Source organism: Marinobacter sp. SS5-14b (genome assembly GCF_030541005.1).
Taxonomy (GTDB): domain Bacteria; phylum Pseudomonadota; class Gammaproteobacteria; order Pseudomonadales; family Oleiphilaceae; genus Marinobacter.
Window position 1 is genome coordinate 1 of record NZ_JASSVM010000004.1, and the last position, 13,891, is coordinate 13,891.

Here is a 13,891-nt window from a genome sequence, read left to right on the forward strand (position 1 = left end):
GGCGGGAAATAGGCAAAAATCGAACAAAACAGAGGGTGATAACGCCAAAATCGCGCTTGAATGGCTTTTTTTCGAGTTGAAAAGCGATTCAGCGATAAATCAGGCGTTAATCAGACCCTCCCTAAGAATCCGGATGTTCGCTTTTGTTTACTAGCCAATCGTCGATGCTTGGTCGAGCTGCCCCCCAAAATTTGCGTAGTTCGCCTCAATTAGCTCGATAATAAAAAACTCCGTGCCAAGCATCACTCGGCACGGAGTCATTATAGTCAGGGTTTTTAAGACTCTCGAAGCGGGAAAAAACCCGGGTGGCTAGACCGTCAGGTGCTTCCTGATCAGCTCATCCGTCAACCCAGCAATCCCCCCCTCAGCAACCCGCCTCCCCCGATCCAAAATCGCAAACCGATCCGCATACTTCCGAGCAAACGGCAACTTCTGCTCAACCAGCAGTACCGTCAGCCCGTCTTCCTCAATCAGCCGACGAATAACCTCCCCAATCTGCGCCACAATATTCGGCTGAATCCCCTCCCCCGGCTCATCCAGAATCAGCAGCCTGGGCTCTATCACCAGCGCCCGACCAATCGCTAACTGCTGTTGCTGCCCACCAGAAAGGTCGCCGCCTCTGCGGTGTTTCATCTCCTTCAGCACCGGAAACAGCTCATACACCCGCTCCGGTATCTTCTTGCTGCCGTCCTTGCGCACGGCCAGCCCGGTACGCAGGTTTTCTTCCACAGTCAGCAGGGGGAATATCTGCCTTCCCTGGGGTACGTAGCCGATGCCCAATCTTGAGCGGTCTTCGATTTTCTTTTTGGTGAGCTCCACATCCTGAGCAAATTCGATGCTGCCGCTTTTGGTGGTTTCCTCGCCCATGATGCATTTCATCAGGGTGGTTTTGCCCACGCCGTTACGGCCCATTACGCAGGTGCACTGGCCCTGGGGTACGTCCAGGTCCAGATCCCAGAGGGTGTGGCTTTCGCCGTAGTATTGGTTGAGCTGCTGGATCTTGAGCATTACGCCTCCTCCCCGAGGTATACCTTGATCACTTCCGGGTCGTTGGAGACCTGGTCCATGGTGCCTTCGGCCAGCACGCTGCCCTGGTGCAGTACGGTGACCTGGCGGGCGATGGAGCGCACGAAGCCCATGTCGTGCTCTACCACCACGACGGACTGCTTGCCGGCCAGGCTGGTGAGCAGTTCGGCGGTGCGTTCCATTTCCTGTTCGGTCATGCCCGCTACCGGCTCGTCCACCAGCAGCAGTCTTGGTTTCTGCATCAGCAGCATGCCGATTTCCAGCCACTGTTTCTGGCCGTGGGAGAGGATGCCGGCGGGTTTGTCCCGCAGGGTTTTCAGTTTGATCATATCCAGCACTTCGTCGATGCGGTCCCGGTATTCGGGTTTCATGATGGCGGTCAGGGTTGGGAATATGCGTTTGTCGGCGGCCATGGCCAGCTCCAGGTTTTCGAACACGGTGAGGGCCTCAAACACCGTGGGTTTCTGGAACTTGCGGCCGATGCCCAGGCTGGCGATGTCTGGTTCGTTCATGGTCAGCAGATTGTGGCGGCTGCCGAACCACACGGAGCCGGTATCCGGGCGGGTTTTGCCGGTGATGATGTCCATCATGGTGGTTTTGCCCGCGCCGTTGGGGCCGATGATGCAGCGCAGCTCGCCGTCGTCGATGGTCAGGTTCAGGTTGTTGATGGCCTTGAAGCCGTCAAAACTTACGTTCACGTCTTCCAGGTACAGGATCGGGCCATGGCGCACGTCCACCGGAGAGGCGGCGGGGGCCAGGAATTCAAATACCCGGTCGCGGTTGGCCAGTTGTTCGAACATGCTCATGCGGTGGCCTCCTGAGCGGTGGCGGGGTCATCGTCGTTTTCGGCTTTTTTGCGCTTTTGCAGCAGGCCGGCAATGCCCTTGGGCAGGAACACGGTCACCAGCACAAACAACGCGCCGAGGGCGAATAGCCAGGCGTCTGGCATCACGCCAGTGAACACGGTTTTGGCGTAGTTCACCAGAATGGCGCCGATCACTGCGCCGTACAGGGTTGCGCGGCCACCGAGGGCGACCCACACCACGATTTCGATGGAAAACAGCGGCGAGAATTCGCTGGGGTTGATGATGCCCACTTGCGGCACATACAAGGCCCCGGCCACTCCCGCCAGCATGGCGGATATCACAAATACAAACAGCTGCACCCGTTCTACCCGGTAACCCAGGAAGCGTGTACGGGCTTCGGCGTCCCGACAGGCGACGCTTACCCGGCCGAGCTTGCTGGTGACGATGGCCCGGCAAATGATGTAGCCGAGGGCCAGGGCAATGCCGGTGGCGATGAACAGCCCCAGCCGGGTGGCGTCGCTGCGCAGGTTAAAGCCGAGGATGTCGCGGAAGTCGGTCAGGCCGTTGTTGCCGCCAAAGCCCATTTCGTTGCGGAAGAAGGCCAGCATCAGGGCAAAGGTAAGCGCCTGGGTGATGATGGAGAGGTACACCCCGGTAACCCGGGAGCGGAACGCCAGAAAGCCGAACACCAGCGCCAGCAGGCCGGGAGCCAGCAGCACCATGATGAAGGCAAACCAGGCCATGTCGAAGCCCAGCCAGTACCAGGGCAGCTCCTGCCAGTTCAGAAACACCATAAAGTCCGGCAGGATCGGGTCACCGTAGGTGCCGCGATCGCCAATCTGGCGCATCAGGTACATGCCCATGGCGTAACCGCCCAGGGCAAAGAAGGCGCCGTGGCCCAGGCTGAGAATGCCCAGATAACCCCACACCAGATCCACCGCCACCGCCAGCAGCGCGTAGCACAGATATTTACCCAGCAGGGTCACGGTGTAGGCGCTCACGTGCAGCGCACTGTCTTGCGGCATGAACAGGTGTAGGAAGGTGACCACAATCAGCGCGGTGATCAGCACGCCCAGAAAGATCTGGGTAGAACGCTCCTGAAACGGCCGGAACAGCCAGTTCTGTGATGACGTCATAACTCAGCCCTCCGCCGCTCGGCCTTTCTGGGGAAAGAGCCCCTTCGGCCGTTTTTGAATGAACAGGATGATCATCACCAGCACCATGATCTTGGCCAGTACCGCGCCGGCCCAGGGTTCCAGAATCTGGTTGATGGTGCCCAGGGTAAGCCCGGCCACTAACGTACCCCACAAGTTACCCACGCCGCCGAACACCACCACCATGAAGGAATCGATGATGTAGTTCTGGCCCAGGTTGGGGCCCACGTTGGTGATCTGGGACAAGGCCACCCCCGCCAGCCCGGCCACGCCGGAGCCCAGGGCAAAGGTCATGATGTCTACCCGGGTAGCTTTGATACCCATGGAGCGGGCCATGGCCCGGTTCTGGGTGACGGCGCGCACTTCCAGGCCCAGGCGGGTTTTACGCATGATCAGCATCAACCCGGCGAACACCACCAGGGCAAAGCCAATCACATACAGTCGGTTGAGGGTGAGCGACAGGGCGTCGTTGATCACCAGCGATCCACTCATCCATTCCGGGGTGGTCACAGAGCGGTTGAGGGGTGAGATCACCGTACGCACCAGTTGCTGCAGAATCAGGCTGATGCCGAAGGTGGCCAGCAGGGTTTCCAGCGGGCGGCCTTTGAGGTACTGAATCACGCTGCGCTCGATGGCGATGCCCGCCAGCGCGGCCACCATAAATCCGGCCGGTATCGACAGGATCAAGGCCAGCCCGGGCTGGCCCGGTAACAGTTGCTGCATGCCCCAGGTGGTGTAGGCACCCAGCATGATCAGTTCGCCGTGGGCCATGTTGATCACGCCCATCACGCCGAAGGTGATGGCCAGGCCAATGGCCGCCAGCACCAGTACCGAGCCAAGGGACAACCCGAAATACAGGGTTTCCGCAGCGCGGTTCATTTTCAGCTTCTGTTCGATGGAGACCAGCGCTGCTTTGGCGCTGGCGGCAATGGCAGGATCATCCCCGGCCACCGCGTTATTGAGGGCGGCACGGGCGCGGCTGTGCAGGCTGCCGGTCAGTACCGTGATGGCCTCCGCTTTGGCCTGGGCATCGCCCTGCTCCAGCTGATAGATGGCTACGGCCAGCTCAAGGCGATCGCGAACCCGGGGCGGTAAATCCTGTTCAAGAAGTTTATTCAAGGGCTCAATAACGGGCTCGTTGACCTTGCCCATCATGGCTTCAGCGGCGGCTCTCTGTATCTCTGGGTTGGTGGAGTAAAGGTCCAGCATGGCCAGTACACCTTCCAGCTTGCCGCGGATGGCGTTGTTGATGTTCACCCGGTCCAGTTCCCGGCGGGAGATCTCGCCCAGGTTTTCACCGGTCAGGGGGTCGGCGATGGTCCAGTCACGGCCCACGTTGCGCAACACCACCACCACTTGCCCGGTGTCTTTGTTGCGGCTCAGGCGGTTGTTGCCGAAGGCGTCCAGCCAGCTTCTGGCTCTGGGGTCGCCGCTGTTCACGATGGCTTCGATGGCCGCGTCCATCTGCCGGGGGGAGGCATCCGCCAGGTTGGCGAGCAAGGCCTGCCCGGGGTCTTCTTCAGTCTGGCTGAAGGCCGGGGCTGCGATTGCCATCAACAAAACCAGCAGCGAGGCAAGACGCAGCGATAGGAGTGATCGGAGGATGCCCATGGGTCCGTCCTGTTGTTGAAAATGAAGAGCTGAAAAATGGCCTGGTTCGGAGACCAGAAACACCCGGGGCGATCACGCCGCCCCGGGTTGGCTCACAGGCTTATTCGGCGTCAGCCAGAGCTTGCTCGCCGGCAGAGGCACCGCAGCTGCCGGTTTTCACGTTGAAGTTGCCGCACTTCATCGGGGCGCGCCAGTCGGCGATCAGGTCACGGGAACCCGGCAGGAAGTCAGACCAGGCATCGCCGGCCACGGTGGAGGAGGTTTCCCACACTACGGAGAACTGGCCGTTGTCCTGGATCTCGCCAATCAGCACCGGCTTGGTGATGTGGTGGTTCGGCATCATGGTGGCAATGCCGCCGGTCAGGTTGGGCACGGCGACGCCGATGATGGCTTCTTTAATCGCCTCTACGTCAGTGGTGCCGGCTTTTTTCACTGCCTCAACGTACATGTTGAAACCAATGTAGTGGGCTTCCATCGGGTCATTGGTGACGGCTTTGTCGTCGCCCTTGAATTCAACCCAGGCGTCGATGAAGTCGTAGTTGGCGTCGTTGTCTACGCTCATGAAGTAGTTCCACGCCGCCAGGTGGCCGACCAGCGGGCCGGTGTCGATGCCAGAGAGTTCCTGCTCACCCACGGAGAAAGCCACCACCGGGATGTCGGAAGAGGAGATGCCCTGGTTGCCCAGCTCGCGGTAGAAGGGCACGTTGGCGTCGCCGTTGATGGTGGAGACCACGGCGGTTTTCTTGCCGGCGCTGCCGAAGGTCTTGATGTCAGAGACGATGGACTGCCAGTCGGAATGTCCGAAAGGCGTGTAGTTGATCATGATGTCGGCTTCTGCCACACCCATGTCTTTCAAATAGGTTTCCAGAATTCTGTTGGTGGTGCGCGGATAGACGTAATCGGTGCCTGCCAGTACCCAGCGTTCAACGCCCAGCTCGTTTTTCAGGTAGTTCACCGCTGGAATGGCCTGCTGGTTGGGCGCGGCACCGGTGTAAAACACGTTTTCAGAAGACTCTTCGCCTTCGTACTGCACCGGGTAGAACAGCAGACCGTTCAGCTCTTCCACCACCGGCAATACCGACTTGCGGGATACCGACGTCCAGTTGCCGAAGATCACGTCTACTTTTTCTTTTTCCAGCAGCTCGCGGGCTTTCTCGGCGAACAGTGGCCAGTTGGAGGCCGGGTCTACCACCACCGCTTCCAGCATACGACCGTTAACGCCGCCTTGTTCGTTCTGCTTTTCAATCAGCATTTCCATGGTGTCTTTCAGGGCGGTTTCACTGATGGCCATGGTGCCGGAGAGGGAATGCAGGATACCTACCTTGATGGGGTCTTCCGCCGCCATTGCATGGAAGGAGACAGACAGTGCCAATGCAGACAGGCCCAGTTTCACGTGTTTTTTGATGCTCATGTTGTGAATCCTTTTCTTTGGGTTGTAAGTCGTCGAACGCAACCGGGCTTTTGCATCTGCCGTTCCAACTCACCATAAATCACAACAAAAACAATGGCGTATCTAGTATACAAGCTAACAGGCCCCGAGATTAGCGAGAGTTTTCGGGAGATTAAGGCCTGATTTTGGTGCCTTTCAGGGGGTTTGTGCTCCCCCGTGGTGCAGGCAGAAAACCGGCGCCCATCATGAGGAAACACTTATCTATATGTTTTTATTGAATTAACAGCTTGTTCGGCCTGAATGGCACGGGCCTTGCCACTACTCATGTATACAAGTTTGACCACACATGAGGACAACCCATGCCCACCACTCTCGGATGGACGATTGCGGACTGGCAGCAAGCCTATAAGGATGGCGCGGAGCCAGAAGCCCTGATCAGCAAGCTGCTGGATTATCTGGACGACAACGACAACGCCTGGATTGCCCGGCTGGATGACCCGGCACTGAACAGCGCCATGGTGGAGTTGTCTGAGCGCCTGGAAAGCGTGGATGGCGATCTGGACCAGCTGCCCCTGTATGGCATTCCATTCGCCATCAAAGACAACATCGACGTCGCAGGCCTCGCCACCACCGCCGGCTGCCCGGCCTTTGCCTACCAACCGGAACAAGACGCTGCTGTGGTGCGCAGGCTCAAAGCCGCCGGCGCGGTACTAATTGGCAAAACCAATCTGGACCAGTTCGCCACCGGCTTGGTGGGCACCCGGTCACCTTATGGTGCGGTATCCAACAGCTTTAACAAGAAGGTAATCAGCGGCGGCTCCAGCTCTGGCTCTGCCTCTGTGGTGGCCCGCGGCCTGGTGCCGTTTTCCCTGGGTACCGATACTGCCGGTTCGGGCCGCGTGCCGGCCGGGCTGAATAATCTGGTGGGGCTGAAGCCCACCAAAGGCCTGTTCAGCATTGAGGGCGTGGTGCCGGCGTGCCGGTCATTGGATTGCGTGTCGGTATTCGGCCTGACTATTAACGATGCGGCGCTGGTGGCCGACTGTATCAGCGGCTTTGAACCCGCCGATGCCTATTCCCGTAAAGCCCCTACCGCATTGCCACTGGATGCCCCGGCCATTCGCCGTTCCGGCCCGGTGCAGCGGCTGGCCATCCCGGACAACCCCCGTTTTTTCGGTGATCAACAAGCAGAAGCTGCCTGGAACACCGCGCTCAGCCAATGGCGCCAGCTGGATACCGCCGGCATTGAACTGGTGCCGCTGGATTTCACGCCGATGCTGGAGCTGGCCGCGCTGCTCTATGAAGGCCCCTGGGTGGCGGAGCGCCACGCGGCCGTGGAAGAGTTTATGGCCAACCACGCCACCGACATAAACACCACGGTGCGAAGCATCATCAGCAACGCCGGCAAGTTCAGCGCCACCGATACCTTCAAAGCCCAATACCGCAAAGAAGAATTGGTGCGCCAGATCGACACGTTACTGTCGGAAATAGACGGCCTGCTGGTGCCCACGGCGCCCATCGCGCCCACCATCGATGCGGTGAACGCCAACCCGGTGGAACTCAACAGCCAGCTGGGCACTTACACCAACTTCGTGAATCTGGCGGATTTGTGCGCCCTGGCGGTGCCCGCCGGCTTCCGTGACGACGGCCTGCCCTTTGGCGTAACGCTGATCAGCGGCGCCTGGAAAGACCGCGAACTGCAAACCCTGGCCAGCCAATGGCTGAACGCTCACCCAACGCCACTGGGTGCCACAGACAAGCCCCGGCCGGAGGAAATGGCCACTTACAAACCTGCCGTGCCCATGGTGCAGGTTGCGGTGGTGGGCGCGCATTTGTCGGGCATGCCCCTGAACACTCAGCTCACAGAACGCCGGGCCAGGCTGCTGGAGCAGACCACCACAACCCCCAACTACCGCCTGTTCGCCTTGCCCAACACCACCCCACCGAAACCGGGCCTGCAACGGGTAGAGCAAGACGGCGCCGAGATCGTGCTGGAGGTCTGGGAAATGGCCGCCTCGGAGTTTGGCTCCTTCGTCGACCTGATCCCCGCCCCCCTCGGCATCGGCAATGTGGAACTCGCCGACGGCCGCTGGGTAAACGGCTTCATCTGCGAAGGCTACGGCTTCACCGGCGCCAGAGACGTCACCGAATTCGGCGGCTGGCGCGCTTTTATCAAATCGGGAGCTGCCACCCAATGATGCGCATCGGGGTCTGACCCGCGGGTCAGACCCCACCCAGGGATTAGCCGCCCAAGTCGCGATTCGGGGTCAGACCCCACGGGTCTGACCCCACCAACTCCGGAGATCAAACAACATGTTCAAAAAAGTACTCATCGCCAACCGAGGCGAAATCGCCGTCCGCACCATCCGCACCCTCAAGGCCATGGGCGTGGCGAGCGTCGCCGTGCACTCCCATGAAGACCGCCACAGCCTGCACGTCAGCAGTGCCGATGAGGCTGTAGCCCTGGTAGGCAAAGGCGCCAGCGAAACCTATCTGGACAAGGCCCAGATTCTGGCAGCGGCCAAGCAAACGGGCGCGGAAGCCATCATTCCCGGTTACGGCTTTTTGTCCGAGAACGCCGATTTCGCCGAAACCTGCGAAGCCAAAGGCATTGTGTTCATCGGACCCACCCCGGAGCAGATGCGCGAATTCGGCCTGAAGCACCGGGCCCGGGAACTGGCGGAAGCCGCCGGCGTGCCCCTGGCCCCGGGCAGCGGCCTGCTGGAAACCCTGGACGAAGCCCTGCAAACCGCCGAGCGCCTGGGCTATCCGGTAATGCTGAAAAGCACCGCCGGCGGTGGCGGCATCGGCCTGACCCGCTGCAACAGCGACAGCGAACTGCGGGATGCCTTTGAAACCGTTCGCCGCCAGGGCCAGAGCTTTTTTAACGACAGCGGCGTGTTCCTGGAACGCTTCATCGCCCGGGCTCGCCATGTGGAAGTGCAGATGTTCGGCGATGGCCAGGGCAATGTGGTGGCCCTGGGCGAACGGGATTGCTCCCTGCAGCGGCGCAACCAGAAGGTGGTGGAAGAAACCCCGGCGCCCAACCTGCCGGCCGCCACCCGCCAGGCCATGCTGGATGCGGCCGTGTCGCTCGGACAATCGGTGAACTACCGCTCCGCCGGCACCGTGGAATACATCTATGACGAAGAGCGGGACGAGTTCTACTTTCTGGAAGTGAACACCCGCTTACAGGTAGAGCACCCGGTGACCGAGTCTGTCACCGGTCTGGACCTGATTGAGTGGATGCTGAAGATCGCCGCCGGCGAGAGCCCGGATCTGGCCGGCTTTCAGACCAGCCTGAACGGTGCGTCTATGGAAGTACGCATCTACGCCGAAGACCCGCTTAAAGATTTCCAGCCCTCCCCCGGCGAGCTGACCGATGTGTACTGGCCGGAGGACGGCGTGCGGGTAGACACCTGGGTGGAAAACGGCAGTGAGGTTTCCGCCCACTACGACCCGATGATTGCCAAGTTGATCGTGCACGGCACCGACCGCGCCGATGCCCTGGCCAAACTACGCACGGCCCTGGCCGAAACCCGCCTGATGGGCATCGCCACCAACCTGGATTACCTGCGCCAGGTGGTGGCCCAGAAAAGCTTTGCCGAGGGCGTGGTGTCTACCCGCGCGCTGGAAAGCTTCGAATTCAAACCCTCGGTGGCCGAGATCGTCAAACCCGGCACCTACACCACGGTGCAGGATTACCCCGGTCGTGTCGGCTACTGGAACATCGGCGTGCCGCCCAGCGGCCCGATGGACGATTACGCCTTCCGCATCGCCAACCGGATTGTCGGTAACCACAACGACGCCGCCGGCCTGGAAGCGACACTGATCGGCCCCAGCCTGAAGTTCCACAAGGATGCTGTGGTGGCCCTGACCGGTGCTCTCACAGACGCCACCCTGGACGGCAAAGCGGTGGAATTCTGGAAACCCATCACCGTCAAAGCCGGCCAAGTGCTGGCCGTGGGCAAGGCCATCAAAGGTTGCCGTACCTATCTGGCGGTGCGCGGCGGTTTTGATGTGCCGGTATATCTGGGTAGCCGCTCGACCTTCGCCCTTGGCCAGTTCGGCGGCCACGGCGGCCGGCCTTTGCGCCCGGGCGACATGCTAGGCATCAGCCAGCTGGAGTTGCCCGCCTGCACCACCCCGGGCCCAACCCACGACCCCGCACCGGCCGACCCGGACCTGATCCCGGATTACCCCAGTCACTGGGAAATCGGCGTGCTCTATGGCCCCCACGGCGCCCCGGATTTCTTCTCGGAAAAATCCATCGAGAAATTCTTCGAGCAGGACTGGGAGGTACACTACAACTCCAACCGCCTGGGCATTCGCCTGAACGGCCCGAAACCGGAATTTACCCGTGAAGACGGCGGCGAAGCCGGCCTGCACCCCTCCAACATCCACGACACCGAATACGCCATCGGCTCGATCAACTTTACCGGTGATATGCCGGTCATCCTCACCAAAGACGGCCCCAGCCTGGGCGGCTTTGTGTGCCCGGTGACCATTGCCAAGGCCGAATTGTGGAAAGTGGGCCAGGTAAAACCCGGCGACACCATTCGCTTTGTGGCCATTGATTGCGACACTGCGGTTAAATTATCGGAACGCCAGGAGCTCGCCATCAAGAGCCTGATGGCACCGCCGGCCGTGAGCCTGATCACGCCGGACCTGGCCCCGTTGAATGGCTTGTCTGCCACCATCCTCGCGCATCTGGACGAAACCGACGGCCGCCCCGAAGTCACCTACCGCCAGGCCGGTGACCAGTACATCCTGCTGGAGTACGGCGCCAACGTGCTCGATCTGGGCGCGCGCATGCGCATCCATTCCCTGATGGAAGCCATCGCCGACGTGCAGCCCAGCGGCCTGCTAGAACTGTCGCCCGGCGTGCGCTCCCTGCAGTTGCGGTACGATTCAAGGATTCTGCCCCAGCAATCCCTGATGACCTACCTGCTGGACCTGGAACGCACCCTGCCCGCCACCGATGAACTGAAAGTGCGCAGCCGGGTGGTGCACCTGCCCATGGCCTTCGAAGACAGCGCCACCCTGGAAGCCGTCGACAAATACCGCCAATCGGTGCGAGACACCGCACCCTGGCTGCCCAACAACGTCGACTTCATGCAACGCATCAACGGCCTGCCCAGCCGGGACGACGTCCGCGACGTGCTGTTCTCCGCACGCTACCTGATCCTGGGCCTGGGAGACGTCTACCTGGGCGCGCCATGTGCCGTGCCCCTGGACCCAAGGCACCGCTTGCTCACCTCCAAATACAACCCGGCCAGAACCTACACAGCCGAAGGCACCGTGGGCATCGGCGGCATCTACATGTGCATTTACGGCATGGACTCCCCCGGCGGCTACCAGCTGGTAGGCCGCACCCTGCCGATCTGGAACAAGTATCTGAAGAATCAACAATTCGCCGAAGGCGCGCCCTGGCTGCTGCGGTTCTTCGACCAGGTGTGCTACTACCCGGTCACCGAAGACGAACTGACCGACATGCGCGACCAGTTCCGCGCCGGCAAGCTGGAGATCAAGATAGAAGAGGAAACCTTCGACCTGAAATCCCACCGGGCCTTCCTGGACGCCAACGAAAATTCCATTGCCGAGTTCCGCAAACTGCAGCAAGCGGCCTACGCTAAAGAGGTGGCCTTGTGGAAAGAAAGCGAAGCGGAAGAACTGGACCGTCTGGCAAAGGCACCCCCGAAAGTGGATGCCTCCAGCCTTGAGCGGTTTGGTGAGCTGGTGAGTGCGGAGATTGCCGGCAACATCTGGAAGTGCCTGGTGAAACCCGGTGATACGGTGGCAGAGGGTGATCCGTTAGTGATCGTAGAGGCTATGAAGATGGAGTTCGAGGTAAGCGCGACTCTGTCCGGCACCATCAGTGCTATGCATGTGGAGCCTGGTAAGTCGGTTACTCCCGGGGAGCCTCTGCTTAGCATCGAAGTCTGAGTTTTATCGACTTGTGGAGATGGGCGCTTTTGGTGCTGGCCTGTTGCCTGGGCGGGGGCGCCGCTGTGCGGGACACCCTCCACAGACACGCCGTGAACCCATCCATGGGGGCTTGAGCGCAGCATCCCTGCTGCGCACAGTCTGTGGAGGGTGTCCCGCACAGCGGCTTGGTTGGCTTCAGTGATGGCGGCATTAAAAACCGATTAGGATTTCCTGAAACTCGATGTGGCATGTCATGCCATCTACAAAGTTTTCGGCAGACGCCTCTCGCAGGCATAGGGAGTTGGGCGTTGCTATCGGGGAGGCTGTTCAAAAGTGTGCGCAGCAGGGATGCTGCGCTCAAGCCCCCATGGATGGGTTCACGGCGTCTTTTGAACAGCCTCCCCGATAGCCACGCCCAGAGCCGAACTCCAAATCAACAGGCCTCCCGCACCAATAAAAGAGGGCAAACTCGAAAATGGCGACAAACACCAAAAGAAAAGCCTCCATGGCTGACAGGGTTTACGAAGCCCTGAAGGACGATATTTTTGAGTTTCGTTTGATCCCTGGGGACAAGTTCAGCGAGGGCGACGTGGGTGCCCGCCTGGACGCCAGCCGCACCCCCGTGCGCGAGGCCTTGTACCGGCTGCAGCGGGAAGGCTACGTCGACGTGCTGTTCCGCAGCGGCTGGCAGGTCAAGCCGTTTGACTTCCAGCAGGTGGAAGAACTCTATGACCTGCGAATTACCCTGGAACGGGCCGCCATGCACAAAATCTGCGCCATGGCCGAAGAACCGCAAACCCTGCGCACCCTGATTGCCATCTGGAACCCGGACCACCCCTCAGAGCGGGCCGTGGGCAGCACTGTGCGGGCGCTCGACGAAAGCTTTCATTGCGACCTGGTGGCCGCCGCCGGCAACAGGGAGATGACACGCATACACCGGGAAATCACCGACCGCCTGCGCATCATCCGGCGACTGGACTTTACCCGCGACGACCGGGTAGACGCCACCTACGTGGAACACGCACAGATCCTCGAGGCACTGAGAACCGGCCACGCTGCCGAGGCCGCAGACCGGCTGACCATGCACATCCGCACCAGCCAGAAAGCGGTGCGGGAAATCACCATGGAACGCATCAAAGAAGCGGCAGAGGCCCATAAATCCGGGCAAGAAATTGCCCGCAAAGAGGCGATCAAACAATGAATTCAGGTTCACCGGACTGCTCACATACGTGTGAGAGATATCGCACACGCCATCGAGCTAATGTCCGATTCTTAATAAACCGGCCCCGAGTAGAATGGCTTTCGTCAGGGATGACAAGCCAGCACGGACGTTGGCTCAGGGATGGAAGCTCCAGGGATTCAGGAGTTGCCCGATGGATCAGGGCTTACAGGGATGACGCAAGGACGAAGTGCTCAGGATGATGCACAGCCTGAAGGATCAGGCAGGGGTCAGCCACGGAATTTCGGACTACATGGAAAGTGGTCCCTTCCGTGCATTAACGGCCCGGCTCACCCAAACGTCGAATTCCCCGCATAGTACCGCCTCACCATGCCAGCAACCGATGGGTTGTCACACCTGACTGTTCATAGCAACGTTATCTACAATCAGGAACTCGCACATGAAACGCACGTCTATTTTTGCCACTCTCGTTCTTCTGTTCAGTCTCGCAACCGGCTTTGCCTACGCCAATGAACCGAGCGCGATCAACATCAACACCGCGGATGTAGCCACCCTCGCCGACCTCAACGGCATTGGCGAAAGCAAAGCCGAAGCCATTGTCGCTTACCGCGAAACCAACGGCCCTTTTGCCTCCGCTGAAGACCTGGCCAACGTGAAAGGCATCGGCGCCCGCACGGTCGAGAAGAATGCTGACCGCATTGCCGTGGAGTAAGCTTTTCGGGGCGGCAAACACCGCCTCGTCCACCCGCCCCTGGCACTGCGTGCCTGCCACTGCTAATCTTCCCGGCTTCTGATT

General features: G+C 60.3%; 9 protein-coding genes. 4 read left to right on the forward strand and 5 right to left on the reverse strand.

Annotation, left to right across the window (positions count from 1 at the left end; translation table 11 throughout):
* Nucleotides 1-309: 309 nt before the first annotated feature.
* The 5 genes from urtE to urtA all read right to left on the reverse strand — a co-directional run bounded on the left by urtE (nucleotide 310) and on the right by urtA (nucleotide 6,008).
* Nucleotides 310-1,008, reverse strand: coding sequence for an urea ABC transporter ATP-binding subunit UrtE (urtE, locus tag QPL95_RS09995; RefSeq protein ID WP_303290831.1), 699 nt, complete (start codon nucleotides 1,006-1,008; stop codon nucleotides 310-312).
* Complete coding sequence (gene urtD / locus QPL95_RS10000) at nucleotides 1,008-1,832, reverse strand: urea ABC transporter ATP-binding protein UrtD (protein ID WP_303290832.1); 825 nt, start codon at nucleotides 1,830-1,832, stop codon at nucleotides 1,008-1,010. Before urtD ends, urtE begins: the two co-directional genes overlap by 1 nt.
* Nucleotides 1,829-2,968 carry an urea ABC transporter permease subunit UrtC gene (urtC, locus tag QPL95_RS10005; RefSeq protein WP_303290833.1) on the reverse strand — a complete coding sequence of 380 codons (1,140 nt, stop codon included), beginning with the start codon at nucleotides 2,966-2,968 and terminating at the stop codon, nucleotides 1,829-1,831. The genes urtD and urtC overlap by 4 nt, the downstream gene beginning before the upstream one ends.
* Nucleotides 2,969-2,971: 3 nt before the next feature.
* A complete protein-coding gene (gene urtB / locus QPL95_RS10010) occupies nucleotides 2,972-4,597 on the reverse strand; it encodes an urea ABC transporter permease subunit UrtB (protein WP_303290834.1) in 1,626 nt (541 codons plus the stop codon).
* Between the two features lie 100 nt (nucleotides 4,598-4,697).
* Nucleotides 4,698-6,008: an urea ABC transporter substrate-binding protein gene (gene urtA / locus QPL95_RS10015; protein WP_303290835.1), complete on the reverse strand. Its 1,311-nt coding sequence runs from the start codon at nucleotides 6,006-6,008 to the stop codon at nucleotides 4,698-4,700.
* Nucleotides 6,009-6,346: 338 nt separating this feature from the next.
* Here urtA and atzF point away from each other — a divergent pair, with 338 nt between their 5' ends.
* From atzF to QPL95_RS10035, 4 genes are all read left to right on the forward strand, one after another.
* Nucleotides 6,347-8,185 carry an allophanate hydrolase gene (atzF, locus tag QPL95_RS10020; protein WP_303290836.1) on the forward strand — a complete coding sequence of 613 codons (1,839 nt, stop codon included), beginning with the start codon at nucleotides 6,347-6,349 and terminating at the stop codon, nucleotides 8,183-8,185.
* Between the two features lie 115 nt (nucleotides 8,186-8,300).
* Nucleotides 8,301-11,933: an urea carboxylase gene (gene uca / locus QPL95_RS10025; RefSeq protein WP_303290837.1), complete on the forward strand. Its 3,633-nt coding sequence runs from the start codon at nucleotides 8,301-8,303 to the stop codon at nucleotides 11,931-11,933.
* A 487-nt stretch (nucleotides 11,934-12,420) separates the two neighbouring features.
* Entirely contained in the window at nucleotides 12,421-13,116 is a 696-nt protein-coding gene (locus QPL95_RS10030; protein ID WP_303290838.1) for a GntR family transcriptional regulator, read from the forward strand.
* A 418-nt stretch (nucleotides 13,117-13,534) separates the two neighbouring features.
* On the forward strand, nucleotides 13,535-13,807 hold the full coding sequence (locus QPL95_RS10035; RefSeq protein WP_303290839.1) for a ComEA family DNA-binding protein: 273 nt from the start codon (nucleotides 13,535-13,537) through the stop codon (nucleotides 13,805-13,807).
* The last annotated feature ends 84 nt before the right edge of the window (nucleotides 13,808-13,891 follow it).

Excerpts from the sequence above, each read along its gene's own strand:
- urtE (WP_303290831.1), bottom strand. The coding sequence starts at position 1,008 with ATGCTCAAGATCCAGCAGCTCAACCAATACTACGGCGAAAGCCACACC.
- QPL95_RS10035 (WP_303290839.1), top strand. The coding sequence starts at position 13,535 with ATGAAACGCACGTCTATTTTTGCCACTCTCGTTCTTCTGTTCAGTCTC.
- uca (WP_303290837.1), top strand. The coding sequence starts at position 8,301 with ATGTTCAAAAAAGTACTCATCGCCAACCGAGGCGAAATCGCCGTCCGC.
- urtC (WP_303290833.1), bottom strand. The coding sequence starts at position 2,968 with ATGACGTCATCACAGAACTGGCTGTTCCGGCCGTTTCAGGAGCGTTCT.
- urtD (WP_303290832.1), bottom strand. The coding sequence starts at position 1,832 with ATGAGCATGTTCGAACAACTGGCCAACCGCGACCGGGTATTTGAATTC.
- urtA (WP_303290835.1), bottom strand. The coding sequence starts at position 6,008 with ATGAGCATCAAAAAACACGTGAAACTGGGCCTGTCTGCATTGGCACTG.
- QPL95_RS10030 (WP_303290838.1), top strand. The coding sequence starts at position 12,421 with ATGGCTGACAGGGTTTACGAAGCCCTGAAGGACGATATTTTTGAGTTT.
- urtB (WP_303290834.1), bottom strand. The coding sequence starts at position 4,597 with ATGGGCATCCTCCGATCACTCCTATCGCTGCGTCTTGCCTCGCTGCTG.
- atzF (WP_303290836.1), top strand. The coding sequence starts at position 6,347 with ATGCCCACCACTCTCGGATGGACGATTGCGGACTGGCAGCAAGCCTAT.